Here is a 24,098-nt window from a genome sequence, read left to right as displayed (position 1 = left end):
TCGGGCAGTTTATACCCGAGCCAGACGCCATGCCCCTGTTGACCACCCCCTACGCCGAACTCGACCTGATCCGCCAGCCGGAACAGGCCAACGACCCGTTGCAGGCTTTCGATGCCGCCGACGAGTACCTGCTTGCGCAGTTGCACGCACAGGCGCCCGACGCCAACTGCCGGGTGCTGGTGCTCAATGACAGCTTCGGTGCCTTGGCGGCCAGCCTGGCAGGCCGGCTGCAGGTGGTCAGCAGCGGCGATTCGCACCTGGCGCACCTGGCCCTGGAAAAGAACCTGGCGCGCAACGGCTTGCCGTTCGACAGCGTCCCCTTCGTACCGGCCAGCGAACGCTGGCAAGGCCCGTTCGACCGGGTGCTGGTGCGCGTGCCCAAGACCCTGGCCTTGCTTGAAGAACAACTGATCCGCCTGCAGGGCCACCTGGCGCCTGGCGCGCAAGTGATTGCCGGGGCGATGATCAAGCACTTGCCACACGCAGCCGGCGACCTGATGGAAAAGTACATTGGCCCGGTGCAGGCCTCGCTGGCCCAGAAAAAGGCCCGTCTGCTGACCGCAACGCTCGCCGAACGGCCGGTAGCCCGCTCACCCTACCCGAGCCGCTACCGCCTCGACGCGCCGGCACTGGAGCTGGTCAACCACGCCAACGTGTTTTGCCGTGAAGGCCTGGATATCGGCACCCGGGCATTCCTGCCGCATTTGCCACGCGACCTGGGCAACGCGAGGGTGGCAGACCTGGGCTGCGGCAATGGCGTGCTGGCCGTTGCCAGCGCCCTGACCAACCCGGATGCCCAGTACACGCTGGTCGACGAATCGTACATGGCGGTGCAATCAGCGCAGGAAAACTGGCAAGCCGCGCTGGGCGAGCGCCCGGCGACTTTTGTCGCGGCTGATGGGTTGGCAGGGGTTGAGAAGCAGTCGCTCGATGTGGTGCTGTGCAACCCGCCGTTCCACCAGCAGCAGGTGGTGGGCGATTTTCTCGCCTGGCGCATGTTCCAGCAGGCGCGTGAGGCGTTGGTGGTAGGTGGGGCGTTGTATATCGTGGGTAACCGGCACCTGGGCTATCACAGCAAGCTGGCGCGGTTGTTCCGGGGGGTGGAGCAGGTGGCGGCGACGCCCAAGTTCGTCATCCTGAAAGCCCGTAAATAAGCGTTTGGGGCTGCTTTGCAGCCCATCGCGACACAAGGCCGCTCCCACAAGGGCCCGCGTTCGCCGACAATGTGGGAGCGGCCTTGCGTCGCGATGGGGCGCAAAACGCCCCCATTTCAATGGGTGGTAAGGCCCGCAGCCCCCATGAAAAGCCGCATCACCCATGCTGCCACCCCCAGGGCCGCAACGCTCATTGCCCAGATCAGCACCAGCCAACCCAGTCGCTGCCACAGCGGTTTCTTCTCTTCCAGGCCATGTTTGCCGGTCATCATGCGGCCCTCCTAGTGATAGCCGTCTTCGTGGGTCACCTTGCCGCGGAACACGTAGTAGCTCCAGAAGGTGTACATGAGGATGAACGGCAGGATGAACAGTGTGCCCACCAGCATGAAGCCCTGGCTTTGCGGTGGCGCTGCGGCATCCCAGATCGAAATCGACGGCGGGATGATGTTCGGCCACAGGCTGATGCCCAGGCCGCTGTAGCCGAGGAAGATCAGCACCAAGGTGAGCAGGAACGGCGTGTAGTTCGCATTGCGTGCCACTGCCTTGAGCAGCCCGTAGAAGGTCACCACTACCAGCAGCGGCACCGGCATGAACCAGATCAGGTTAGGCATGCTGAACCAGCGGTCGGCGATCTGTGGATAAGCGATCGGCGTCCACAGGCTGACGATACCGATTACTACCAGCAGTACCAGCGCCAGAGGCCGGGCCAGGTCATGCATCTTTTGTTGCAGCGGCCCTTCGGTCTTCATGATCAGCCAGGTGCACCCCAACAGGGTGTAGGCAACGATCAACCCCACGCCACAGAACAGGCTGAACGGGGTGAGCCAGTCGAGGGTGCCACCGGCAAAATGACGGTCGACCACTTTGAAGCCCTCGAGGAAGGCACCCAGGGCCACGCCCTGGAAGAAGGTGGCGACCAGGGAGCCGCCGATGAACGCCTTGTCCCAGATATGCCGCTTGTCGGCCGTGGCCTTGAAGCGGAACTCGAAGGCCACGCCGCGGAAGATCAAGCCCATCAGCATCAGGATCAGTGGCAGGTACAGGGCTTCAAGTACCACGGCATAGGCCATAGGGAACGCCCCGAACAGCCCGGCACCACCCAGGATCAGCCAGGTTTCGTTGCCGTCCCACACCGGGGCGACGGTGTTCATCATTACATCACGGTCCTGCTCGCCCTTGACGAAGGGGAACAGCATGCCGATCCCCAGGTCGAACCCGTCCATCACCACGTACATCATGACGCCGAAGATGATGATCACGGCCCAGATCAGCGGAAGGTCGATACCCATGGCTCAGTCCTCCTTGCTCAGGCTGGCAGTTTTGGCCTCATGGCCATCATCGGCGGCAGACAATGGCCGCGCCGGCGTGCGTTTCTGGCCAGGGCCGCCCGGTGTGTGCTCGTCGCCTTCGCCGGTCTGCGGCCCTTTGCGCACCAGGCGCATCATGTAGCCAAGGCCGGTGCCGAACAGGGCGAAGTACACCACCACGAAAGCCACCAAGGTGAAACCAAGCTGGGCGTAGCTGTGGTTGGACACACCGTCCGCCGTGCGCATCAGGCCATACACCACCCAGGGCTGGCGGCCGATCTCGGTGGTGAACCAGCCGGCCAGCAACGCAATCAGCCCCGAGGGCCCCATCCATAGCGCCACATACAGGAACGGGCGCGAGGTGTAGAGCGTGCCACGCTTGCGCAGCCAGAGGCTCCAAAGGCCAACGAAGATCATCAGCAAGCCCAGCCCGACCATGATTCGGAACGACCAGAAGACAATGGTGGAGTTAGGCCGGTCCTCAGGCGGGAATTCCTTCATCGCCGGCACCTGCTTGTCCAGGCTGTGGGTCAGGATCAGGCTGCCGAGCGCCGGGATCTCGACCTTGAAGCGCGTGGTCTCGGCCTTCATGTCGGGGATACCGAACAGGATCAACGGCGTCGGCTCGCCAGGCACATTCTCCCAGTGGCCTTCGATTGCCGCGATTTTCACCGGCTGGTGCTTGAGCGTATTGAGGCCGTGGAAGTCGCCGATTACCGCCTGGATCGGGGCAACGATCAACGCCATCCACATGGCCATCGACAGCATCTTGCGTACCGCCGGGTTGTCACGCCCGCGCAGCAGGTGCCAGGCCGCCGAGGCGCCAACGAAGAACGCCGTGGAAACGAACGCGGCCGTGGCCATGTGCATCAGCCGGTAGGGGAACGATGGGTTGAACACCACCGCGAACCAGTCCACCGGCACCACCCGGCCATCGATGATTTCGTGGCCTTGTGGGGTCTGCATCCAACTGTTGGAGGCCAGGATCCAGAACGTGGAAACCAGCGTACCGATTGCCACCATCACCGTGGAGAAGAAGTGCAGGCCGCGGCCGACACGGTTCCAGCCGAACAGCATGACGCCGAGGAAACCGGCTTCAAGGAAGAAGGCAGTGAGTACTTCGTAGGTGAGCAGCGGGCCGGTGACGGCGCCAGCAAAGTCGGAGAAGCGGCTCCAGTTGGTACCGAACTGGTAGGCCATGACCAGGCCCGAGACCACGCCCATGCCGAAGTTGACGGCAAATATCTTTGACCAGAAATGATAGAGGTCACGGTAGACCTGCTGGTGGGTCCGCAGCCAGAGGCCTTCGAGGACTGCCAGGTAGCTCGCCAGGCCAATGGTGATGGCCGGGAACAGGATGTGGAACGAAACGGTAAAGGCAAACTGCATTCGGGCGAGCTCTAAGGCCTCTATTCCGAACATGGTGCTTCCTCTTCAGATAATCCGGCGTCCGGGCTTGTGGCCCCAGTCGCCCACTGCCCCCACTTGGTCGAGTACGGCGCGTTGGAATTGTTCTGTTCGATCGCAGGGATTCCGGCCCAGAGGGCCAATTCGTTGAATCTGGAACGATTGACCCAGATCAACGAATGCTAGGAAGCATAGTCCCGAATAGACCGGCGGGCCGTGTGGCTGTTTGCCGCGTGACCGGTTGCCCCACCCTCTTTCATAACGCGTGAAAAAGTGCAGATCCGGGCAAACAGTAACCGCTTGTTACAAACAGGTGATACGCTGCGCCCCCCTCTACTGCGCCGAGGCCCCTGGTTTCCGATGTCCGATTCCGCACCGCAGTTGTTGCGTCACCACCGCCCCTTCCTGGCCTTCTGGCTGGCCCGTGTATTCACCGCCAGTGGCTTCCAGATGCTCACCGTGGCCATTGGCTGGCACCTCTACCAGTTGACCGGCAATGTGCTGGACCTGGGCCTGGTCGGCCTGGTCGAGTTCGCCCCGCGAGTGCTGTTCATGCTGCACACCGGGCATGTGGCCGACCGCTATGACCGGCGCAAGGTTGCCGCCCTGTGCCAGAGCCTGCAGGGGTTGATCGCCCTGGCGCTGGCGGTGGGCAGCGCCACCGACAACGTCACCCGCGAGCTGATCTTCGCCCTCGCCTTCCTGCTGGGCGCCACGCGTTCGTTCGAAATGCCGGCGACCCAGGCGCTGTTACCTAACGTGGTGCCGCCCGGGCTGTTCCCGCGGGCGGTGGCGGCTTCGGCGTCGGCTACCCAGTCGGCAACCATCGTGGCGCCGGCGGTGGGCGGCTTCCTGTATGCCTTTGGCAGCCTCTGGGTGTATGGCCCCACCGTGGCCCTGTATGCCATCGCCTGCGTGCTCACCCTGAGCCTGCAGGCGCGCGGCCAGGTGGTGCAGCGCGGGCGTGCCAGCATCGAATCGCTGCTGGCCGGCATTCGCTTCATTCGCAGTCGCCCCGACATCCTCGGCGCCATTTCGCTGGACCTGTTCGCCGTACTGCTGGGTGGGGCCACCGCGCTGCTGCCGGTGTTCGCCAAGGACATCCTGCTGACCGGCCCACTGGGCCTGGGCCTGCTGCGCTCGGCGCCAGCGGTGGGGGCGTTAGCCATGTCGCTCTGGCTGGCACGCTTCCCGTTCGAGCGCAACGTCGGGCGAACCATGTTCACCGCAGTCGGCGTGTTCGGCGTGGCCACCATCGCCTTCGGCCTGTCGACCTCGTTCTGGTTCTCGCTGGCGGTACTGGTGGTGCTGGGCGCGGCGGACATGATCAGCATGGTCATTCGCAGTTCGTTCGTGCAACTGGAAACCCCGGACGAAATGCGCGGGCGCGTGAGCGCGGTCAACGGCTTGTTCATTGGTGCCTCGAACCAGCTCGGCGAGTTCGAATCGGGGGTGACGGCGCACTGGTTTGGCACAGTGCCGGCGGTGGTGATGGGCGGGGTGGGCACACTGGTGGTGACGGGGCTGTGGATAAAAATGTTCCCGACACTGGCCAAGCGGGACCGGTTGCATAACGGTTGATCAGTTGCCTGTGCCGGCCTCTTCGCGGGACAAGCCCGCTCCCACAGGGCCGGTACCGGCTATGGAAACCCATTCCCCAACGGCCATAGGCCCCTGCCAAGCATGCTGGTATGATGCGCGGCTTTTTTCCTCCCCACACAAAACCACGGCAACCGGTACGGTCTGTGCTTTGCTGATGGGGTCGATACATTCATGGCGCCGGGGGCGCCTTGGGGAGCGGGCATGCTGGAAAGGCTGTTTCAACTAAGAGCACACAACACCAACGTGCGCACCGAGATTCTCGCGGGCGTCACCACCTTCCTGGCCATGGCCTACATCCTGTTCGTCAACCCGAGCATCCTCGGCGAGACCGGCATGGACAAGGGCGCGATCTTCGTCGCCACCTGCCTGGCAGCGGCCATCGGCTCTGCGACCATGGGCCTGATTGCCAACTACCCGATCGCCCTGGCGCCGGGTATGGGCCTGAACGCGTTCTTCACCTACACCGTGGTGCTGCACATGGGCCACACCTGGCAAGTGGCGCTGGGCGCGGTGTTCCTGTCGGCGGTGATGTTCTTCCTGTTGTCGATCTTCCGCATCCGCGAATGGATCGTGAACAGCATCCCGCTGCCGCTGCGTTCGGCTATTGCCGCCGGCATCGGTCTGTTCCTGGCATTGATCGCCCTGCATAACGCCGGCATCGTCGTTGATAACCCGGCCACCTTGGTGGGCATGGGCGACCTCAAGCAGCCGTCGGTGATTCTCGCCACCCTGGGCTTCTTCCTGATCGTCGGCCTGGAGTCGCTGAAGGTGCGCGGCGCGGTGTTGATCGGCATCCTGGCCGTCACCGTCGCGTCGATCGCGATGGGCGTCACGCCGTTCGGCGGTATCGTGTCGATGCCACCTTCGCTGGCACCTACCTTCCTGCAACTGGACATCGCCGGAGCCCTCGATGTAGGCCTGATCAGCGTGATCTTCGCGTTCCTGTTCGTCGACCTGTTCGACAACTCCGGCACCCTGATCGCCGTGGCCAAGCGCGCCGGCCTGATGGGCAAGGACGGCCACATGCCAAAGATGGGCCGCGCCCTGATAGCCGACAGCACCGCCGCCATGGCCGGTTCCCTGCTGGGCACCTCGACCACCACCAGCTACATCGAGTCCGCTGCGGGCGTGAGCGCCGGTGGCCGCACCGGCCTGACTGCCATCGTGGTTGCCGTGCTGTTCCTGCTGGCGCTGTTCTTCGCCCCCCTGGCTGGTAGCGTGCCGGCGTTCGCCACCGCGCCGGCGCTGCTGTTCGTCGCCGTGCTGATGGCCTCTGGCCTGGCAGAAATAAACTGGGACGACGTCACCGAAGCCGCACCTGTGGTGGTGACCGCCCTGGCCATGCCGCTGACCTACTCGATCGCCAACGGCATCGCCTTCGGCTTCATTTCCTGGACCGCCGTCAAGCTGATCTCCGGCCGCCACCGCGACCTGAACCCGGCCCTGGTGATCCTTTCCATCCTGTTCGTCATCAAGCTGGGCTGGTTCAACGCATGAGTGCTGCTTTCGACCCCTCCTCCTACGCCACCCAGCTGGACGCCAAGGTGGCCCGGCTGCGCGAGCTGCTGGCGCCATTTGGCGCGCCGGAACCGGCTGTTTTCGACTCGCCGCGCGAGCACTACCGCCTGCGCGCCGAGTTCCGCCTGTGGCGCGAGGATGGCCAGCGCCACTACGCCATGTTTGCCCCGGGCGACAAGCACAAGGCGATCCTGATCGAGGATTTCCCCATCGCCAGCCAGCGCATCAATGCACTGATGCCGCGCCTGAAGGCGGCATGGCAGGCCAGCGAGGAACTGGGCAACCGCCTGTTCCAGGTGGAGTTCCTCACCACCCTGGCCGGCGATGCGATGATCACGATGTGCTACCACCGCCCGCTGGACGAGGCTTGGGAAGCAGAAGCCCGGCAACTGGGTGAAGCGCTGGGCGTGAGCGTGATCGGCCGCTCCAAGGGCAAGCGCCTGGTGATCGGCCGCGACTACGCGGTGGAAAAACTCGACGTGGCTGGCCGTGTGTTCAGCTATCGCCAGCCGGAAGGCGCGTTCACCCAGCCCAACGGCGCGGTGAACCAGAAGATGCTGAGCTGGGCCTTCGAGGCCATTGGCGAGCGCCAGGACGACTTGCTGGAGCTGTACTGCGGCAACGGCAACTTCACCCTGCCGCTGGCCACCCGCGTGCGCCAGGTGCTGGCGACCGAAATCAGCAAGACCTCGGTCAATGCCGCGCTCAGCAACCTCGACGAGAACGCTGTGGATAACGTGCGCCTGGTACGCTTGTCGGCCGAAGAGCTGACCCAGGCGCTGAATGAGGTGCGGCCGTTCCGTCGCCTGGAAGGCATCGACCTGAAAAGCTACGACTTCGGCACGGTGTTTGTCGACCCGCCGCGCGCGGGGATGGACCCTGACACCTGCGAGCTGACCCGGCGTTTCGAGCGGATTCTGTACATCTCCTGCAACCCCGAGACACTGGCGCAGAACATCGCCCAGCTGCAAGATACCCACCGTATCGAACGCTGCGCGCTGTTCGACCAGTTCCCGTATACCCATCACATGGAAAGCGGCGTGTTGCTGGTCCGGCGCTGATCCGCTACCCGGTGGGGCCTGCAAGGCTCCACCGGGCGCTTCAGGAGAGCTGTACCGATGGACCAGTTGAACGCCATGCAGGCCTTTCGCCGGGTCGTCGACCTCGGCAGCTTCAGTGCCGCCGCCAGTCAGGCAGGCATGTCCCACACCGTGCTGTCACGCCAGGTGAAACAGCTGGAACGCCAGCTGGGCACGCAACTGCTCACCCGCACCACCCGCCGCCTGCACCTGACCGAAGCAGGAACACTCTTCTACCGCCACTGCGTGCAGATCCTCGAACAGATGCAGGCAATGACCCTGGAGCTTTCAGAGCATCAGCAGCAACCCACGGGTACCCTGCGCCTGGGCGTGGCAACTGCGTTCGGCGAACTTGAACTGGGGCGCTGGCTACCGGACTTCGTCGAGCGCCACCCACAGCTGCAGGTCGAGCTCAATTGCAGCGATCGCTTCATCGACCTGCTGGAAGAGCAAATCGATGTCTGCCTTCGGATTACCGATCATCTGCCCGACTCCAGCCTGGTAGCCCGCCTGCTGGCCCACAGCGAGGTGCTACTGGTGGCGGCACCTCGCTACCTGGAACGCCACGGCACGCCAACTTCCCTCGACACACTGGTTGATCATCCCCTTCTCGGCTACAGCAACCTGCCTCACCCACAGCGTCTGTATCTGACCAACCCAGAGGGTGAACAGCGCGATATCCTGATGCCCCGGCGCCTAAGCGCCAACTCGCCGATGGCCCTGCGCGCTGCTGCCATTGGCGGGCTGGGCATTGCCAGCTTTGATCGTTTTATCGTGCATGACGCCTTGCTGGACGGGCGCCTGGTGCCGGTGCTCCAAGACTGGAAACTGCCCCCACGCAACCTGTATGCGGTGTACCCGCAAAGCCGCTACCTGGCGCCCAAAGTGCGGGCGCTGCTGGACTACGCGCAAACCTACTACGCGCAGCCGAGATGGCAGGCCTGATCTGTGCAAGTTATGAACAAGTCATGCGCACCGAGCCCCGTATTTGTGCAGAAAGTGTTTGGTTAGGCTTCGTTGCACTGTCACTCAACGAAGGAACACCACCATGAAGGCATTGCAGGCAATCATTGCGGGCGTGGCGCTCGCCACCCTGGCCGTTGGCATCAACGCAGCAGAAAAAACCGTGTCAGTACCCGATAGCGCCGCATTGAAGTGGCAGGACGTACCCAACACCAACGGCGCAGTCAGCTACGCCAACGTTGAGGGGGACATTTTCGGCAAGGCGCCTTACTCGGCCTACGTGAAATTCAGGAAAGGGACCGACAACGGCCTGCACCAGCACAGCCAGGCACTGCCGACCGTGGTGCTGAAGGGTACTTTCTACGCGGTAATCGATGGCAAACGCACCGAGTTTTCAGCCGGGTCCTACTACAGGCTGCCGGCCGACCTGGTGCATGAAAGCGGATGCACTGCGGCGGCCGATTGCCTGCTGTTCCAGTACCAGGCCGATGCGTTTGACCTGAAGCCTGTGAACGGCTGATAGCCCCGGGGCCGCTGTGCGGCCCCGGGTTTCCATCAGAAGTCGAAGAACACCGTCTCGCCTTCCCCCTGGATACGGATATCAAAGCGATACGCCGTCTTCCCGTCCACTTCGCAACGCTTGGCAATCAAGGTTTCACGCCGCTGTGGCTGCTCGATCAGGTTGAGCACCGGGCACTTGGCGTTGGCCTGGGCTTCGTCATCGAAATACAGGCGCGTGTGCAGGTGGATGTTGATACCACGGGCAAACAGGCTGATGTTGATGTGCGGCGCCATCGGTACACCAGCCGAGTTGTTCACCACACCCGGCTTGACCGTGTGCAGGGTCCATTCACCGGCATCGAAGGTGGTAGCGGTGCGGCCAAAGCTGTTGAAGGCGTTTTCCAGGTTGTAGGCATCCTGGTACTCGCCATTGGCGTCGGCCTGCCACACTTCCAGGAACGAGTCGCGCACCAGGTGGCCGTTACCGTCATACACCTGGCCGAGCAGCAGGATGTGCTCGCCTGGCGCGTCTGGCTTGGCCAGGCGGTTCCAGATTTCCTGATCGCGGGTCGGGTTGCCGGCCGCTTCCAGGGCCAGGCCGATGTGCACGTAGGGGCCGGCGGTCTGCGAAGGGGTTTCCGGCAGCAGTTCGATTGGCATGGCGGGTTCCTCAGCAGTTTTCGAAGTGGGTCTTGCGCTGGCCGCGCAGCACGATGTCAAAGCGGTAGGCCAGGCAGTCCATCGGGTTGGCGTTGCTCATGTCGAGCTTGGCGATCAACTGCTGTACAGCTTCAGGATTGGCGATCGACTTGACGATCGGGCACATCGGGATCAGCGGGTCACCCTCGAAATACAGCTGGGTGATCAGCTTGGTGGCAATCGACGGGCCGCTGATGCCGAAGTGGATGTGCGCCGGGCGCCAGTCGTTCGGGCCGTTGCGCCATGGGTACGGGCCCGGCTTGATGGTGCGGAAGCTGTAATAGCCGTCACTGTCGGTCAGGCAACGGCCGACACCACCAAAGTTCGGGTCCAGCGGTGCCAGGTAACGGTCGTTCTTGTGCCGATAGCGGCCACCGGCGTTGGCTTGCCACATCTCCACCAGGGTGTTCGGCACAGGCTTGCCGTACTGGTCGACCACGCGGCCGGCAACGATGATGCGCTCGCCGATTGGCAGGCCACCGTTGTTGAAGTTCAGCAACAGGTCATGGTCGTGGGCGCCAAAGCCCAGGTGGGAGAAGTTCGGACCAGTGGTTTCGCTGATCGACTGTGGAATGCTGACCAGTGCCTGACGCGGCGAGCGGGCAATGGACGTTTTGTAGTCAGGCGTAAGGGCTTTGGGGTGCCAGTTGCGATCACGGATCACGAAGCGGCTGTTGTCCTGTGCGGGCATGCCGGTTTCCTCTCTTGGAATTATGTGAACGCCTGGGCGTGGCAGGCGGACTTACAGTTTCCGGCAGGTCGCGCGCGATGAATATTGAAATCGACCACCTTATACATAACCAAATGGTTATGGGTTAACACTTTGGCCTGACGCCTGCCGCCGTCGTGGACTAATCTTTGTCTTCTTGTTTCACGCTCCGGAGAGCATTCATGGAATGGCGAAAAGGCCGACGCAGCGACAACGTGGTCGATGCCCGAGGCGAAGGTGGCAGTGGCGGCGGTGGCATGCGTTTCGGCGGCGGCAAAGGGCTGGGGCTCGGGGCGATTCTGCTGATCGTTGGCATCGGCTGGCTCACCGGGCAGGACCCGTTGCAGATTCTTGGCCAGCTCACCGGCCAGATGGAACAGCAGCAACAGCAAACGGCACCCAGTGGCACAGGCGCCAAGGCGCCACCGGCCAACGACCAGCAGGCGGAGTTCGTTGCCTCGGTGCTGGGCGATACCGAGGACACCTGGAAAGCGCTGTTTGCCGAAGCCGGCAAGCAATACCGCGACCCCAAGCTGGTGCTGTTCAGTGGCCAGGTCAATTCGGCCTGTGGCTTTGCTTCGGCGGCGGTGGGGCCGTTCTACTGCCCGGCTGACCAACGGGTGTACCTGGACATGTCGTTCTTCCGCGAAATGGAAACCCGCTTCGCTGCGGCAGGCGACTTCGCCCAGGCCTACGTGATCGCCCACGAAATCGGCCACCACGTACAGACCCTGCTGGGTGTTTCGGCCAAGGTCGATGCCGCACGCCGCAACGGCCAGCGCATGGAGGGCGACAACGGCCTGTTGGTGCGCCAGGAACTTCAGGCCGACTGCCTGGCCGGCGTGTGGGCCTACCAGGCGCAAAAGCGCCTGAACTGGCTGGAACCGGGTGACGTCGAGGAAGCGCTGAACGCCGCCAACGCCATTGGCGATGACCGCCTGCAGCAGCAAGGCCGCGGGCGCGTGGTGCCGGACTCGTTCACCCATGGCACCTCGGCACAGCGGGTGCGCTGGTTCAAGGCCGGGTTTGCCCAAGGTGAGGTGAACAGCTGCGATACCTTCAGCGCACGCAGCCTCTGAAACTGCAGGGGCTGCTTTGCAGCCCCTGATTATCCAGTTACAAATCTGCTGAAAAAGCGTTTCAGCTTCCCTGATCATTGCCGATAACCCCTGCACGAATCAGCGGGCAGCCAGAACAACAACGCCTTGCGATCGAAGATCAAGAGAGCGAAAACTACTTCTGGAGAGCGTGCATGAACAGCTGGTTCGCTAACATCAGCGTCAACCTCAAACTTGGACTGGGCTTCGGCCTGGTGCTGATCCTCACCGGCCTGCTGGCCCTGACCGGCTGGACCAGCCTGGGCAGCCTGATCGACCGCAGCAACTGGATGGGTGACATCGGCCAGCTCAACAAAGACCTGACCGACCTGCGCATCGCGCGCCTGCAGTACATGATCGCCAACGGCGACGATGCTGCCGCCGCCAACACCCAGACCAAGCTGGATGCCTTCAGCAAGCAGCAGGCCTACCTGGCCAGCACCTTCAAAAGCCCGGACAACGTCAAGCTGCTGAACGAGCTGGGCGCAACCATCAGCGCCTACAAGGTGTCGCTGAACAAGATGCGCCAAGGCTACGACGCCACCCGCGCTGCGCGCGTTGCCATGGACGGTTCGGCCACCCGCGCCGACCAGGCCATGGACGCCCTCAGCCAGGAAGTCATGGCGCGCCCAGAGGCCGACAGCGTGCGCCTGGCCCAGTACCAGCTGATCAGCAAGGCCCGCCAGCAACTGCTGCAGGTGCGCATCGACGTACGCGGCTACATTGCCGACAACAGTGCTGCCAACGAGCAGGCCGCCCTGCGCCAGCTGGATGCAGCGCTAGCCGATATCGACAACCTCAAGCGCCAGCTGCCCGCCGAAGACGCCCGCCTGCAACAGTTCGAACGCTCGGTACTGGCCTACCGTGATGCCGTGCGCCAGTTCCGCGACGCGGTCGCCAACATCACCACCTCACGCGCCGAAATGACCGTGCAGGGCGCCGATATCGTCAAGCGCAGCGATGCGCTGTACCAGATCCAGCTGGAACGCCGCGACATCGAAAGCACCCAGGCCCGCACCCTGCAGGCCATCGCTACCCTGCTGGCACTGCTGGTCGGCGTACTGGCAGCGGTAATGATCACCCGCCAAATCACCGGCCCACTGCGTGAAACCCTGGTAGCGGTAGAAAAGATCGCCAGCGGCGACCTCACCCAGCATGCGCGCATCACCCGCCGCGACGAACTGGGCGTGCTGCAGCAAGGTATCGCGCGCATGGGCACCACGCTGCGCGAGCTGATCAGCGGCATCCGCGATGGCGTCACCCAGATTGCCAGCGCCGCCGAAGAGCTGTCGGCAGTGACCGAACAGACCAGTGCCGGCGCCAACAGCCAGAAGGTCGAGACCGACCAGGTGGCCACCGCCATGCACGAAATGGCCGCCACCGTTCAGGAAGTGGCGCGCAATGCCGAGCAGGCCTCGCATGCCGCCACCGGTGCCGACGACGAAGCCCGCGCCGGCGACCGAGTGGTAGGCGAGGCGATTGGCCAGATCGAGCGCCTGGCCGAGGACATGCACCGCTCCACCGAAGCCATGAACATGCTGCAGCAGGAAAGCCAGAAGATCGGTAGCGTGATGGACGTGATCAAGTCGGTGGCCGAACAGACCAACCTGCTGGCGCTCAATGCGGCGATCGAGGCGGCACGTGCTGGCGAGGCCGGTCGTGGTTTTGCCGTGGTCGCCGACGAAGTGCGCGGCCTGGCGCAGCGCACGCAGAAGTCCACCGAAGAAATCGAAGCGCTGATTGCCAGCCTGCAGGATGGTACCCAGCAAGTAGCGAACGCCATGCAGGGCAGCCGTACCTTGACCGACAGCAGCGTCGAACTGGCACGTAAGGCCGGGGCCTCGCTGGAGAACATCACCAGCACGGTGTCGAGCATCCAGTCGATGAACCAGCAGATTGCTGCGGCGGCGGAGCAACAGAGTGCAGTGGCGGAAGAGATCAGCCGCAGCATCCTGAATGTGCGTGATGTGTCCGAGCAAACGGCGGCGGCCAGTGACGAGACGGCGTCGGCCAGCGTTGAGCTGGCGCGGTTGGGTGGGCAGTTGCAGACGCTGGTCAGCCAGTTCCGCGTCTGACCTGGGTAACCCGGGGCCGCTTTGCGGCCCTTTCGCGGCACAAGGCCGCTCCTACAGGAGATCGCGTTCCCCTGTAGGAGCGGCCTTGTGCCGCGAAAGGAGGGCAAAGCCCTCCCAGCAATCTGGCAGGCATTACTTGACGATCATCCCCACCCCACGCCCACGCGGATCGGAAGCGGTCTCAAGCTTCGCCCCATCCACCCGGATCGCCTGGATATCGCCCATCTCCCAGCCTTGGTCCTCAAGCACGTAGCCCATCTTCTTCAGCTCGTCCGCCACCGGCCCGGTCAGGGGTGCATAGCTGTCAAAGTAGATAGTGTTCTTGGGCAGCAACTGATGGTGCACGCGCTGTGCCGCCACCGCCTTGTCCAGCGGCATACCGTAGTCGTACAGGTTGTTCATCACCTGAAAGATCGAGGTGAAGATCCGCGAACCGCCCGGGGTACCGATGACCAGCTCGACCTTGCCATCACGGGTCATCAAGCTGGGGCTCATCGAGGACAGCATGCGCTTGCCCGGCTCGATTGCGTTCGCATCACCGCCCACCACACCAAAGGCATTGGCAGCGCCGGGCTTGGCGCTGAAGTCGTCCATCTCGTCGTTGAGCAGGAAGCCTGCGCCCTTCACCACCACGCCACTGCCGTAATCGAGGTTGAGGGTGTAGGTGTTACTGACCGCGTTGCCCTGCTTGTCGACGATCGAGAAATGCGTGGTCTGATGCGGCTCAAGGCCCGGCTTGACCTTGTCGGTGTCGGAAATGGCTTTCGGGTTGACCTGCGCGGCGCGCTTGGCCAGATAGTCCTTGGCCACCAGTTGGTCCACCGGCACCTTGGTGAAGGCCGGGTCGCCCAGGTAGTCGGCACGGTCGGCGAATACGCGCTTCTCGATTTCGGCCAGCAGGTGGATGTACTGCGCCGAGTTGTGCGCCACCCCCTTGAAGTCCGCCGCGCGGTCTTCCTTGATGCCCAGCAACTGGGCCAGGGCGACGCCGCCAGAGCTTGGCGGTGGTGCGGTGTAGACCACGTTACCACGCCAGCTCACCGCCATCGGCTCACGCCATACGGCTTTGTAATCCTTCAAGTCATCCTTGGTGATCAGGCCCTTGTCAGCCTGCATCTGCGCCACCAGCAGGTCGGCAGTCTTGCCCTGGTAGAACTCGCTCACGCCCTTGTCGGCGATGCGTTCCAGGGTCTGGGCCATTTCTGGCTGCTTGAACAGCTCGCCGACCTTCATGTTGCCGAAGTAGTCATTGAAGTTGGTCGCAGTCTTGAACATGCCCTGGGCATCGTTGCGGTACTGGTACTGCTTTTCCGCCACTTTGAAGCCGTTTTTCGCATAGCCGATGGCCGGGGTCAGCAGCTCGCTCCACGGCAGCTTGCCGAACTTCTGGTGCGCCTCCCACAGGCCCATCACCGTGCCAGGCACACCCGCGGCGCGTACCCCGACCAGGCTGAGGTTTTCGATGACCTCGCCCTTGTCGTCCAGGTACATGTTGCGCGTGGCAGCCTTCGGCGCGACCTCGCGGTAGTCCAGGAAGTAGGGCTTGCCGTCGACGAACAGGGTCATGAACCCACCACCGCCGATGTTACCGGCCTCCGGGTAGGTCACAGCCAGGGTGAAGGCGGTTGCCACGGCGGCGTCTACCGCGTTGCCGCCCTTTTTCAGAATATCGGCGGCTACCTGTGCACCATATTGATCGGGCGCAGCCACTGCGCCGCCCTCCAGCGTGGCGGCATAAACCGAGGAACAGCTCAGGATCGCGGCTGCGAGAGCCAGGTACTGGAACGGGACGATACGCATGACACTTCCTTGGTGTTGTTTTTGTTGAGCAGTCAGTAAGGCCGAAGCGTTTCGACTGTGCAATCAACCAAAGGAAATTTCGCCGCCTGTGGACAGGATCTGTCGCGTTCAGGCAACTCAGCAGGCGTACATCGCCAGCTTGCGCTGGATGAAATCGAGGAAGCACTGGATACGCAGCGCCAGCTGGGTATTGCGGTAGTACACCGCGTGGATCGGCTGGCGGTAGCCATTGTTGGCCGCGGCCAGGACCACTTGCAGGCGCCCGGCGCGGATGTCCTCATGGGTCATGAAGTGCGACAGGCTGACGATGCCCTCGCCGGCCAGTGCCAGCTGGCGCAGGGTCTCGCCACTGGAGGCGATCAGTGCCGGGCGGATGCTGAAGCGGTCACCCTGGGCGTGGCGCAGCGGCCAATGGTTGAGCGATTCGGGCTGGCTGAAGCCGAGCAGGCAGTGGTTGGCCAGGTCCTCGACCCGCTGCGGCGTGCCGTGCTGCGCCAGGTAGGCCGGGCTGGCCAGTACCTGCACCGGGCTGCAACCCAGGTTGCGCGCGTGCAGGCTGGAATCGGCCAGTTCGCCGATGCGGATCGCCACATCGGTGCTTTGCTCCAGCAAGTCGATGATCAGGTCATCGGTGTTCAGTTCCAGCTCGATGCCCGGGTACTCGCGACGGAACTCACCGATCCACGGCAGGATGGCATGCAGCATGAACGGCGCAGCGGCGTTGATGCGAAGGCGCCCGGTGGGCGTCTGGTGGTTCATCGACAGGCGCTCTTCCATCTCGTCCATCTGCTCCAGGATCAGCCGTGAGCGCTCAAGGAAGTAGCGGCCCTCTTCGGTGAGGTCCATGCGCCGGGTGGTACGGTTGACAAGAGTGGTACCCAGCTTGCCCTCCAGGCGCGACAAGGTGCGGCTGACGGCGGACGGGGTCTGCCCCATCTGCTCGGCAGCGGCAGAAATCGAGCCGCAGTCGATGACGGCGACGAATACCTGGAGTTCTTCGGATCGGGTTTTCACATTCGCGCCTGTGATGGGTACCTGCCTGGATTAGATCGCCTTGCCGAACACCTTGTCCAGATGTGCTTCGTAGGCCGCCAATGCCGCCGGCACATCCGGGCGCTTCATCACATCCACCGCCAGGTAAGTCGGCAGGCCGGTCATGCCAAGGAACTGGTTGGCCTTGTGGAACGGGAAGTACACGGCATCCACACCCTTGCCTTCGAAGAAATCACTCGGGTCATCGAACGCCTGCTGCGGCGCATTCCAGGTCAGCGACAGCATGTACTGCTTGCCGTGCAACAGGCCACCGCTGCCGTACTTCTGCGAATGATCCGAACGGGTACGGCCATCGTTGGCATAAAGGCTGCCATGGCCAGCGGTAAAGACTTCGTCGATGTACTTTTTCACGGTCCAGGGTGCGCCCATCCACCAGCCCGGCATCTGGTAGACGATCACATCGGCCCAGAGAAACTTCTCAACCTCGGCCTGCACGTCGTAGCCGCCATCGATAAAGGTTTGCTGCACATCGAAGCCCGCGCGGTCCAGGTGAGCGATTGCTGCTTCGTGCAAGGTCGCGTTGAGGCGGCCTTCGGAGTGAGCGAACTGTTTACCACCATTGAGCAGAAGGATCTTTTTCATGCTGGCCTCCCGGGCCGAGTCAAAATTTGATGCCGGCAGGTTAGAGGCTCGCGGGGGCGGGATACAGGGGTGACTGGGCAAAATACAATTGACCGGAAGTCACGAATGAGCAAAGTATTATTGCCGTAGAATCGACTCACCACCCATCACCGAGTAGCGCCCCATGAGTGAGCAGTTCGCCTTTATCCTCAAAGCCAAGACCCGCCCGGAAATGGCTGATGCGTTCGAAACCCTGTTCCGCCCCTTCGTCGAGCCCAGCCGCCAGGAGCCGGGCTGCATCGAGTACCACATGCTGCGCGACCAGCAGGACCCGAGCCTGTTCGTGTTCTTTGAAGTGTGGGCCGACCAGGCCGCGCTGGATGTGCACTCGGCCTTGCCGCACATGAAGGCGTTTTTTGAAAAGCGCATGGACTACCTGGAGCGCGATTTCGATATCCAGCGGGTCGACATGCTCAGCGCATCAAGCGCTAGCCGTTGATCAGCAAGTGGCCGCCCAGGGCGGCCAGGCCGATGAAGAAGCAACGTTTGAACAGCAGCGCGCTGATGCGCTGACGCAACCACTGCCCGGCCAGCATGCCGAGCAAGGCGGGCGCCAGCATCAGCAGCGAAGCCCCCAACGCCTGGCCACCAAGGGCATCCTGCCCGGCCAGGCCAACGGCCAGCGCCAAGGTCGACACCGTGAACGACAGGCCCAGGGCCTGGATCATCTGTCCACGGCTCAGGCCCAGGCTTTGCAGGTAGGGCACAGCAGGTATCACGAAAACCCCGGTTGCCGCCGTGAGCACCCCCGTCAACAGCCCGCAGACCGGCCCAAGCCAACGCTCGTGCGCCGGCGCCAGGTGCAAGCCCGGGCCGACCAGCCCGTACAACGCATACACCAGCAAAGCCGCACCCAGCGCGTGGATGGCCCATGGGCCACTGTCGATCCCCAGCCAGGCACTGCCCAGCAAGGTGCCAATGAAGATCAGCGCCAGCATCGGCCCCAGCCGCATCAGCAACGCCCGCAGGTGCCCGCCGCTGGCCAGTTGCCAAAGGTTGGTGAGGGTCGACGGCACAATCAGCAGCGCAGCTGCCTGCGCCGGCGGCATAGCCAGCCCCAGCAGGCCCATGGCGATGGTCGGCAGGCCCAGGCCGATCACCCCCTTGACCGCGCCGGCCAGCAGGAAGGTAAGCACTACCAGCAGCGAAAGGGCTGGGCCAATGTCCTGGTAGAAAGCTAGCAAAGTAGTCATGGGCTGATGATGGCGGTTTCCGGCCAGCGGGAAAATCTGCCATATACTCAGCCAGACTCTTGTAAAGACAGAGCCACATGCATTTCGACCTGATCGACCTCAAGCTGTTCCAGCACACCCTGGAGTGCGGCAACATCACTGCCGGCGCCAGCCGCAGCCACCTGTCGCTGCCGGCAGCCAGCGCACGCATCCGCGCCATGGAGGCATCGCTGGGTATCCCGTTGCTGCAGCGCAACCGCCGTGGCGTGCAGCCGACACCGGCGGGTCAGGCACTGCTGCAGCATGCACGCCTGATAGCGCAGCAGGTCGAGCGCTTGCAGTTTGATCTGGGCCAGTACGCACAAGGGCAGCAGGGCCAGGTACGCCTGCTGTGCAACACAGCAGCACTCACGGAGTACCTGCCAGAACTGCTGGCCAGCTACCTGGCTGCACATCCCGGGGTCAGCGTAGATGTGCAGGAACTGCCGAGCCTGCGCATCGTGCAGGCGATTACCCAGGGCATGGCGGACCTTGGCATCGTTTCGACCGCAGCGCCCAACGAACACCTGCAAACCCGGCCGTTTCGCGACGACCCGCTGGTACTGGTGACGCCCTTGGGCCACCCGCTGGCCAGCGCGGTCGCGCCCAGTTTCATCGACAGCCTGGTGCATGGCCATGTCGGGCTGGGTGCCAGTAGCGCGTTGGCGTTGTACCTGGAAGAACAGGCCCTGCGTGAGGGGCGCCGTATGCGTGTGCGGGTGCGGGCCGAGGGTTTCGATGGGGTAATCCGCATGGTTGCAGGCGGGGCCGGGGTCGGGGTGGTACCGCTGGCAGCCGTGAAGCGCTGGCAAGGCGTGCTGCCGTTGCACTGGGTGGCGCTGGAGGAGGCGTGGGCCAACCGCAAGTTGCTGGTGTGCGCGCGGGACTTTGCGGCGTTGCCGGGCTATGCCGCAGCATTGGTGACCACCCTCACCCGTTGAAGCGTCAGTTCCTGCAGAGTGGGTGCATTTTTTCGGCCGGTCGCACACAATCCCCCATCGCACCACGAAAAAGGATTTTCCAGTGGCATCGATCTACCAGCTCAAACCGCGCTTCCAGGCCCTGCTGCGCCCAGCAGTCCAGCGCCTTTACGACCGCGGTGTCACCGCCAACCAGGTTACCGTCGCCGCCGCCGTGGTGTCGGTCCTGCTGGGCTTGCTACTGGCCGCCCTGCCCCACGTCACCTGGCTGTTCATCCTGATACCGGTGTGGATGCTGCTGCGCATGGCACTGAACGCCGTCGACGGCATGTTGGCCAGGGAGTTCGGCCAGCAATCTACCCTCGGCGCCTACCTCAACGAACTCTGCGACGTGATCGCCGACGCTGCCCTGTACCTGCCCTTCGCCCTGCTGGCCGGGGTTTCTCCGGTGCTGGTGGTGCTGGTGGTGCTGTGTGCCACCTTCAGCGAATACGCCGGCGTCATGGGCCCGCTGGCTGGCGCCTCGCGCCGTTACGACGGCCCCATGGGCAAAAGCGACCGGGCCTTTGCCTTCGGCGTGCTGGGCACCGGGGTCGCCTTTGGCCTGCTGAACGGCAGCTGGATCAATGGCCTGCTGCTGGTCATCCTCGCGCTCTCGCTCTATACCCTCTACAACCGGGTTCGCCAGGGGCTGGCCGAAACCCGCTGAGCCCAAAGCCGCCGCAAAAAGGACGTTGATAATGCGCCAAGCGCAAGCGCTGCACTTCTCCACCCATGACGGTGTCGAGTTGCACTACCGTCATTGGCCTGCCACCCGCAACGAGCACCAGCCACGCCGGGCCGTGGTGATGTTCCACCGCGGCCATGAACACGGCGGGCGCATGGCCCACCTGGCCGATGAACTGGACATGCCGGGCTATGATTTCTTCGCCTGGGATGCCCGCGGCCATGGCCAGTCGCCAGGCGCACGCGGCGACAGCCCGGGGTTTGCCACCAGCGTGCGCGACGTGCAGACCTTCATCGAACATATCCAGGCCCATCACGGCATCGCCGAGCACGACCTGGTGGTGCTGGCGCAAAGCGTCGGCGCGGTGCTGATTGCCACCTGGGCCCACGACTACGCGCCCAAGGTACGCTGCCTGGTGCTGGCCTCGCCCGCGTTCAAGGTCAAGCTGTACGTGCCATTTGCCCGTCCTGGCCTGAAGCTGCTCAAGGCCTTGCGCGGCAACTTCTTCGTCAACAGCTACGTCAAGCCACGCCTGCTCACTCACGACCCCGAGCGGGTGATGTCGTACGTGGCCGACCCGCTTATCAGCCGGCCGATTTCGGTGACCATGCTGCTGGGCCTGTACGAAGCCGCTGACCGGGTAGTGGCGGATGCCCAGGCCATTCAGGTACCCACCCAATTGCTGGTATCCGGGGCCGACTTCGTGGTCGAGCGCCAGCCGCAGGAGCGCTTTTTCGAACGGCTGGGCAGCACGCGCAAGGAAATGCACATCCTGCCGGGCTTCTTCCACGACACCCTCGGTGAGCGTGACCGGGCCCACGCCCTGAAGCGCATCGAACGGTTCGTAGAGCACTGCTTCGCCAGCCCCGCCGCCCTGCCGTCACTGCTTGATGCCGACAAGACGGGCGCCAGTTGCGCCGAAGCCGAAAGCCTGGCCGCACCGTTGCCGCGCCACTCGCCGCGTGACCTTTACTGGCGCGCCACCCGCGCCGGGCTTAGCCTGGGCAAGGGGTTGTCTGCGGGGGTGAAACTGGGCTTCGACACCGGCTTCGATTCGGGCAGCACGCTCGACTACGTGTACCGCAACCAACCAACCGGCAAGGGCAAGCTGGGCCGCCTGGTCGACCAGAACTACCTCGACGCCATCGGCTGGCGTGGCATTCGCCAGCGCAAGCTGCACGTCGAGGAACTGCTGCGCCTGGCCATCGCCCGGCTGCGCGAACAACAGCGGCCCGTGCACATTGTCGATATCGCCGCCGGCCATGGCCGCTACATCCTCGAAGCACTGCAAGACCTTGAGCAGTTGCCGGACTCGATCCTGCTGCGCGACTACAGCGAGCTTAACGTGCAGCAAGGCAGCGCGCTGATCACCGAGAAGGGCCTGGCCGACATCGCCCGCTTCGTCCAGGGCGATGCCTTCGACCGCCAGAGCCTGGCCACGCTGGAGCAGCCGCCGACCCTGGCGGTGGTCTCGGGGCTCTACGAACTGTTCCCCAGCAACCAGCTGGTGGGCAACTCGCTGGCCGGCCTGGCCGATGCCGTGGAAGATGGCGGTTATCTGGTCTACACCGGCCAGCCGTGGCACCCGCAACTGGAGATGATCGCCCGCGCCCTTACCAGCCACCGGGGTGGCGAGGCCTGGGTGATGCGACGCCGCAGCCAGGCCGAAATGGACCAGTTGGTAGAGGCAGCCGGTTTCCGCAAGCTGGCCCAGCGCATTGATGAATGGGGGATTTTCAGCGTCAGCCTGGCACAGCGGGTGCGCTGAATGAACCCATCACGCGAGCCAGGGCTGATCCGCCGGGGCGTGTTCTGGCTTCTGCTGCTGGGGCCGTTGTTTTTCCTCAGCTATGGGCTGGCGAACAACCATACCGCCGGGCGTAGTGATGTCGGCAGCCTGGTGTTCGGCTGGGAGCGCAGCATGCCGCTGTGGCCCTGGACGATCATCCCGTACTGGTCGATCGACTTGCTCTACGGGCTGTCCTTTCTGCTGCCGCGCACACGCCAGGAAATGGACCGGCACGCGCTGGCACTGCTCAGCGCACAGGTGATCAGTGTCACCTGCTTCCTGCTGTGGCCGCTGCGGTTCACCTTCGAACGGCCAGAGCTGGGTGGGCTGTTCGGCTGGCTGTTCGATGTACTGATGGGCTTCGACAAACCGTTCAACCAGGCGCCATCGCTGCACATTGCGCTGCTGGTGATCATCTGGACGATGTTTGCCCGGCATGTGCAGCGCCAGCCCTGGCGATGGCTGATGCATGGCTGGATGGCGTTGATCGGAGTGTCGGTACTGACCACCTGGCAGCATCATTTCATCGATGTACCCACGGGTGCATTGGCGGGGTTTGCCTGCGTGTGGCTGTGGCCGCATCAGGGGCGACTGCCCTGGCAACAGGCGCGCCTGGCACAGGATGCCAAGCGCTGGCGGGTGGCGTTTTATTATGCCGTCGGCGCTGTTTTGTGCGCTGTGCCTGCCGTTGTGTCGGGCGGCGCCTGGTTGTGGTTGGCCTGGCCGGCCGTGTCGCTGGCACTGGTTGCGCTGAACTATGGTGTGTTGGGTGCACGCGGGTTTCAGAAAGGCGCCGATGGGCGCTTGTCGAATGCGGCCAGCTGGCTGCTGGCACCGTATTTGGTCGGAGCGTGGGTCAATTCGCGGCTCTGGACCCGGCACCACCCACAGGCCGATGAAGTGTGCGATGGCGTGTATCTAGGGAGGATCCCAGAGCACAGCGCACCATTCGCTGCGATTGTGGATTTGTGCGCCGAGCTGCCTTGCGCTGTCAGCCGCCCTGCTGCGGACATTTGTGGGAGCGGCCTTGTGTCGCGAAAGGGCTGCGCAGCAGCCCCGGCAATGTCTGCTGCGAAGCTGAAAAACCGGGGCCGCTTCGCGCCCCTTTCGCGGCACAAGGCCGCTCCTACAACGGCCGAGCCAGCCTTTGGGTATCAGTGTTTCCCTACCCTGGATCTGATAGCGCCGGACGTTGCCCTGCTACGGCAGGCCGCCGAAGCCATCGAACGCCTGCGCGCCCAAGGCCGCTTACTGGTCTGCTGTGCTCTGGGCTATTCACGCAGCGCCAGCGCCGTGGCCGCCTGGCTGCTGCTCTCCGGCCGCTGCAGCGACGCCCAGCAGGCCGAAGCACTGATCCGCAAAGCCCGCCCCGGCATCGTTCTGCACCCGGCACACCGCCTGGCCTTGCAACAGCTTGGAGCACAGCCATGAACCTGCGTGTGGTGGCCAGCCTGCTGGGTCGCGGCAAACAGCTGGAACGCTTGTCCGACGGCCTCACCCTGCTGGCCCTGGCCTACGGCCTTGCACCTTTGTTGGGTGCCCCACTTCAACCGCTGGCCAGCCTGCTGTGCGGCGTGCTGCTGGTGCTTGGCGTGATGCACAAGTACTGGGCCATCCGCGTGGCCATAGATGCCGAACTGTTCACCCACCTCGCCAGCAGCAACCACCTGGCAGCGGACACCCAGGCCCTGGACCGCGCCCTGTTCGAGCTGAAACTGAAACCGCAGGCCACGGACGCCCGCGCCTGGCCTGACCGCAGCCAGGCCGCACTGAACCTGTTGCGCCGCCAGGCAGTGTGCCTGGGCCTGCAGTTGTCGCTGGCCTTGGCTACCCTGCTGACACTGCCTTTGAAGGGATGACCTCCGA

The 24,098-nt window shown here is 63.7% G+C and carries 23 protein-coding genes; 14 read left to right on the top strand and 9 right to left on the bottom strand.

Annotation, left to right across the window (positions count from 1 at the left end; all coding sequences use genetic code 11):
- Positions 1–29 precede the first annotated feature (29 nt).
- Entirely contained in the window at positions 30–1,154 is a 1,125-nt protein-coding gene (locus E8E78_RS13360; protein ID WP_059395200.1) for a methyltransferase, read from the top strand.
- Positions 1,155–1,270: 116 nt separating this feature from the next.
- Here E8E78_RS13360 and E8E78_RS13355 read toward each other — a convergent pair whose 3' ends face one another.
- Genes E8E78_RS13355 through E8E78_RS13345 form a run of 3 tightly spaced genes read right to left on the bottom strand, consistent with a single transcriptional unit; the run spans position 1,271 to position 3,883 of the window.
- Positions 1,271–1,426: a DUF2474 domain-containing protein gene (locus E8E78_RS13355; RefSeq protein ID WP_016489104.1), complete on the bottom strand. Its 156-nt coding sequence runs from the start codon at positions 1,424–1,426 to the stop codon at positions 1,271–1,273.
- Between the two features lie 9 nt (positions 1,427–1,435).
- A complete protein-coding gene (gene cydB, locus E8E78_RS13350) occupies positions 1,436–2,443 on the bottom strand; it encodes a cytochrome d ubiquinol oxidase subunit II (protein WP_016497924.1) in 1,008 nt (335 codons plus the stop codon).
- 3 nt (positions 2,444–2,446) lie between these two features.
- Complete coding sequence (locus E8E78_RS13345) at positions 2,447–3,883, bottom strand: cytochrome ubiquinol oxidase subunit I (protein WP_049275004.1); 1,437 nt, start codon at positions 3,881–3,883, stop codon at positions 2,447–2,449.
- 345 nt (positions 3,884–4,228) lie between these two features.
- On the opposite strand from E8E78_RS13345, the gene E8E78_RS13340 reads away from it, so the two are divergent.
- From E8E78_RS13340 to E8E78_RS13320, 5 genes are all read left to right on the top strand, one after another.
- Positions 4,229–5,449, top strand: a complete 1,221-nt coding sequence (locus E8E78_RS13340) for an MFS transporter (protein WP_016497922.1) — start codon at positions 4,229–4,231, stop codon at positions 5,447–5,449.
- 222 nt (positions 5,450–5,671) lie between these two features.
- The gene (locus E8E78_RS13335) at positions 5,672–6,967 is read left to right on the top strand and encodes an NCS2 family permease (protein ID WP_016497921.1); all 1,296 of its coding nucleotides are present in this window, start codon (positions 5,672–5,674) and stop codon (positions 6,965–6,967) included.
- The gene (trmA, locus tag E8E78_RS13330; protein WP_084967077.1) at positions 6,964–8,049 is read left to right on the top strand and encodes a tRNA (uridine(54)-C5)-methyltransferase TrmA; all 1,086 of its coding nucleotides are present in this window, start codon (positions 6,964–6,966) and stop codon (positions 8,047–8,049) included. Before E8E78_RS13335 ends, trmA begins: the two co-directional genes overlap by 4 nt.
- Positions 8,050–8,106: 57 nt before the next feature.
- Positions 8,107–9,012: a LysR family transcriptional regulator gene (locus E8E78_RS13325; protein WP_049275002.1), complete on the top strand. Its 906-nt coding sequence runs from the start codon at positions 8,107–8,109 to the stop codon at positions 9,010–9,012.
- Positions 9,013–9,115: 103 nt separating this feature from the next.
- Complete coding sequence (locus E8E78_RS13320; RefSeq protein ID WP_049275001.1) at positions 9,116–9,550, top strand: cupin domain-containing protein; 435 nt, start codon at positions 9,116–9,118, stop codon at positions 9,548–9,550.
- Between the two features lie 35 nt (positions 9,551–9,585).
- Here the strand turns inward: E8E78_RS13320 and pcaG are convergent, their stop codons facing one another.
- A complete protein-coding gene (pcaG, locus tag E8E78_RS13315; RefSeq protein ID WP_084967076.1) occupies positions 9,586–10,191 on the bottom strand; it encodes a protocatechuate 3,4-dioxygenase subunit alpha in 606 nt (201 codons plus the stop codon).
- A gap of 10 nt (positions 10,192–10,201) precedes the next feature.
- On the bottom strand, positions 10,202–10,921 hold the full coding sequence (gene pcaH / locus E8E78_RS13310) for a protocatechuate 3,4-dioxygenase subunit beta (RefSeq protein WP_016489110.1): 720 nt from the start codon (positions 10,919–10,921) through the stop codon (positions 10,202–10,204).
- A gap of 200 nt (positions 10,922–11,121) precedes the next feature.
- Here pcaH and E8E78_RS13305 point away from each other — a divergent pair, with 200 nt between their 5' ends.
- Positions 11,122–12,018, top strand: coding sequence for a neutral zinc metallopeptidase (locus E8E78_RS13305; RefSeq protein ID WP_049275000.1), 897 nt, complete (start codon positions 11,122–11,124; stop codon positions 12,016–12,018).
- Positions 12,019–12,191: 173 nt separating this feature from the next.
- On the top strand, positions 12,192–14,111 hold the full coding sequence (locus tag E8E78_RS13300) for a methyl-accepting chemotaxis protein (RefSeq protein ID WP_059395205.1): 1,920 nt from the start codon (positions 12,192–12,194) through the stop codon (positions 14,109–14,111).
- Positions 14,112–14,243: 132 nt separating this feature from the next.
- Here the strand turns inward: E8E78_RS13300 and ggt are convergent, their stop codons facing one another.
- The 3 genes from ggt to E8E78_RS13285 all read right to left on the bottom strand — a co-directional run bounded on the left by ggt (position 14,244) and on the right by E8E78_RS13285 (position 17,546).
- Entirely contained in the window at positions 14,244–15,911 is a 1,668-nt protein-coding gene (gene ggt, locus E8E78_RS13295; RefSeq protein WP_084967075.1) for a gamma-glutamyltransferase, read from the bottom strand.
- A 117-nt stretch (positions 15,912–16,028) separates the two neighbouring features.
- Entirely contained in the window at positions 16,029–16,925 is an 897-nt protein-coding gene (locus E8E78_RS13290; RefSeq protein ID WP_016497915.1) for a LysR family transcriptional regulator, read from the bottom strand.
- A gap of 30 nt (positions 16,926–16,955) precedes the next feature.
- Positions 16,956–17,546 (bottom strand): NAD(P)H-dependent oxidoreductase, encoded by a 591-nt coding sequence (locus E8E78_RS13285; protein WP_049274996.1) that lies wholly within the window; start codon positions 17,544–17,546, stop codon positions 16,956–16,958.
- 163 nt (positions 17,547–17,709) lie between these two features.
- On the opposite strand from E8E78_RS13285, the gene E8E78_RS13280 reads away from it, so the two are divergent.
- Positions 17,710–18,024 (top strand): putative quinol monooxygenase, encoded by a 315-nt coding sequence (locus E8E78_RS13280; protein ID WP_016497913.1) that lies wholly within the window; start codon positions 17,710–17,712, stop codon positions 18,022–18,024.
- Here E8E78_RS13280 and E8E78_RS13275 read toward each other — a convergent pair.
- The gene (locus tag E8E78_RS13275; RefSeq protein WP_084967074.1) at positions 18,014–18,778 is read right to left on the bottom strand and encodes a sulfite exporter TauE/SafE family protein; all 765 of its coding nucleotides are present in this window, start codon (positions 18,776–18,778) and stop codon (positions 18,014–18,016) included. The genes E8E78_RS13280 and E8E78_RS13275 overlap by 11 nt on opposite strands.
- A 77-nt stretch (positions 18,779–18,855) precedes the next feature.
- On the opposite strand from E8E78_RS13275, the gene E8E78_RS13270 reads away from it, so the two are divergent.
- From E8E78_RS13270 to E8E78_RS13250, 5 genes are all read left to right on the top strand, one after another.
- On the top strand, positions 18,856–19,737 hold the full coding sequence (locus tag E8E78_RS13270) for a LysR substrate-binding domain-containing protein (RefSeq protein WP_016497911.1): 882 nt from the start codon (positions 18,856–18,858) through the stop codon (positions 19,735–19,737).
- Positions 19,738–19,819: 82 nt separating this feature from the next.
- The gene (locus E8E78_RS13265) at positions 19,820–20,425 is read left to right on the top strand and encodes a CDP-alcohol phosphatidyltransferase family protein (RefSeq protein ID WP_016497910.1); all 606 of its coding nucleotides are present in this window, start codon (positions 19,820–19,822) and stop codon (positions 20,423–20,425) included.
- Between the two features lie 31 nt (positions 20,426–20,456).
- Positions 20,457–22,211, top strand: coding sequence for a bifunctional alpha/beta hydrolase/class I SAM-dependent methyltransferase (locus E8E78_RS13260; RefSeq protein WP_016497909.1), 1,755 nt, complete (start codon positions 20,457–20,459; stop codon positions 22,209–22,211).
- A complete protein-coding gene (locus E8E78_RS13255; RefSeq protein WP_280313167.1) occupies positions 22,212–23,663 on the top strand; it encodes a phosphatase PAP2/dual specificity phosphatase family protein in 1,452 nt (483 codons plus the stop codon).
- The gene (locus tag E8E78_RS13250) at positions 23,660–24,091 is read left to right on the top strand and encodes a hypothetical protein (protein ID WP_016497907.1); all 432 of its coding nucleotides are present in this window, start codon (positions 23,660–23,662) and stop codon (positions 24,089–24,091) included. Before E8E78_RS13255 ends, E8E78_RS13250 begins: the two co-directional genes overlap by 4 nt.
- Positions 24,092–24,098 lie beyond the last annotated feature (7 nt).

Origin of the sequence: Pseudomonas sp. BN505, from assembly GCF_029873175.1 — a bacterium.
GTDB classification, from domain to species: domain Bacteria; phylum Pseudomonadota; class Gammaproteobacteria; order Pseudomonadales; family Pseudomonadaceae; genus Aquipseudomonas; species Aquipseudomonas putida.
Note: the sequence above shows the minus strand (reverse complement) of the source record. Positions and strands in the feature narration are given on the sequence as shown.

What these genes read in the sequence shown, in the direction of transcription:
- E8E78_RS13360 (WP_059395200.1), top strand. Translation starts at nt 30, where the DNA reads ATGCCCCTGTTGACCACCCCCTACGCCGAACTCGACCTGATCCGCCAG.
- E8E78_RS13355 (WP_016489104.1), bottom strand. Translation starts at nt 1,426, where the DNA reads ATGATGACCGGCAAACATGGCCTGGAAGAGAAGAAACCGCTGTGGCAG.
- cydB (WP_016497924.1), bottom strand. Translation starts at nt 2,443, where the DNA reads ATGGGTATCGACCTTCCGCTGATCTGGGCCGTGATCATCATCTTCGGC.
- E8E78_RS13345 (WP_049275004.1), bottom strand. Translation starts at nt 3,883, where the DNA reads ATGTTCGGAATAGAGGCCTTAGAGCTCGCCCGAATGCAGTTTGCCTTT.
- E8E78_RS13340 (WP_016497922.1), top strand. Translation starts at nt 4,229, where the DNA reads ATGTCCGATTCCGCACCGCAGTTGTTGCGTCACCACCGCCCCTTCCTG.
- E8E78_RS13335 (WP_016497921.1), top strand. Translation starts at nt 5,672, where the DNA reads ATGCTGGAAAGGCTGTTTCAACTAAGAGCACACAACACCAACGTGCGC.
- trmA (WP_084967077.1), top strand. Translation starts at nt 6,964, where the DNA reads ATGAGTGCTGCTTTCGACCCCTCCTCCTACGCCACCCAGCTGGACGCC.
- E8E78_RS13325 (WP_049275002.1), top strand. Translation starts at nt 8,107, where the DNA reads ATGGACCAGTTGAACGCCATGCAGGCCTTTCGCCGGGTCGTCGACCTC.
- E8E78_RS13320 (WP_049275001.1), top strand. Translation starts at nt 9,116, where the DNA reads ATGAAGGCATTGCAGGCAATCATTGCGGGCGTGGCGCTCGCCACCCTG.
- pcaG (WP_084967076.1), bottom strand. Translation starts at nt 10,191, where the DNA reads ATGCCAATCGAACTGCTGCCGGAAACCCCTTCGCAGACCGCCGGCCCC.
- pcaH (WP_016489110.1), bottom strand. Translation starts at nt 10,921, where the DNA reads ATGCCCGCACAGGACAACAGCCGCTTCGTGATCCGTGATCGCAACTGG.
- E8E78_RS13305 (WP_049275000.1), top strand. Translation starts at nt 11,122, where the DNA reads ATGGAATGGCGAAAAGGCCGACGCAGCGACAACGTGGTCGATGCCCGA.
- E8E78_RS13300 (WP_059395205.1), top strand. Translation starts at nt 12,192, where the DNA reads ATGAACAGCTGGTTCGCTAACATCAGCGTCAACCTCAAACTTGGACTG.
- ggt (WP_084967075.1), bottom strand. Translation starts at nt 15,911, where the DNA reads ATGCGTATCGTCCCGTTCCAGTACCTGGCTCTCGCAGCCGCGATCCTG.
- E8E78_RS13285 (WP_049274996.1), bottom strand. Translation starts at nt 17,546, where the DNA reads ATGAAAAAGATCCTTCTGCTCAATGGTGGTAAACAGTTCGCTCACTCC.
- E8E78_RS13280 (WP_016497913.1), top strand. Translation starts at nt 17,710, where the DNA reads ATGAGTGAGCAGTTCGCCTTTATCCTCAAAGCCAAGACCCGCCCGGAA.
- E8E78_RS13275 (WP_084967074.1), bottom strand. Translation starts at nt 18,778, where the DNA reads ATGACTACTTTGCTAGCTTTCTACCAGGACATTGGCCCAGCCCTTTCG.
- E8E78_RS13270 (WP_016497911.1), top strand. Translation starts at nt 18,856, where the DNA reads ATGCATTTCGACCTGATCGACCTCAAGCTGTTCCAGCACACCCTGGAG.
- E8E78_RS13260 (WP_016497909.1), top strand. Translation starts at nt 20,457, where the DNA reads ATGCGCCAAGCGCAAGCGCTGCACTTCTCCACCCATGACGGTGTCGAG.
- E8E78_RS13255 (WP_280313167.1), top strand. Translation starts at nt 22,212, where the DNA reads ATGAACCCATCACGCGAGCCAGGGCTGATCCGCCGGGGCGTGTTCTGG.
- E8E78_RS13250 (WP_016497907.1), top strand. Translation starts at nt 23,660, where the DNA reads ATGAACCTGCGTGTGGTGGCCAGCCTGCTGGGTCGCGGCAAACAGCTG.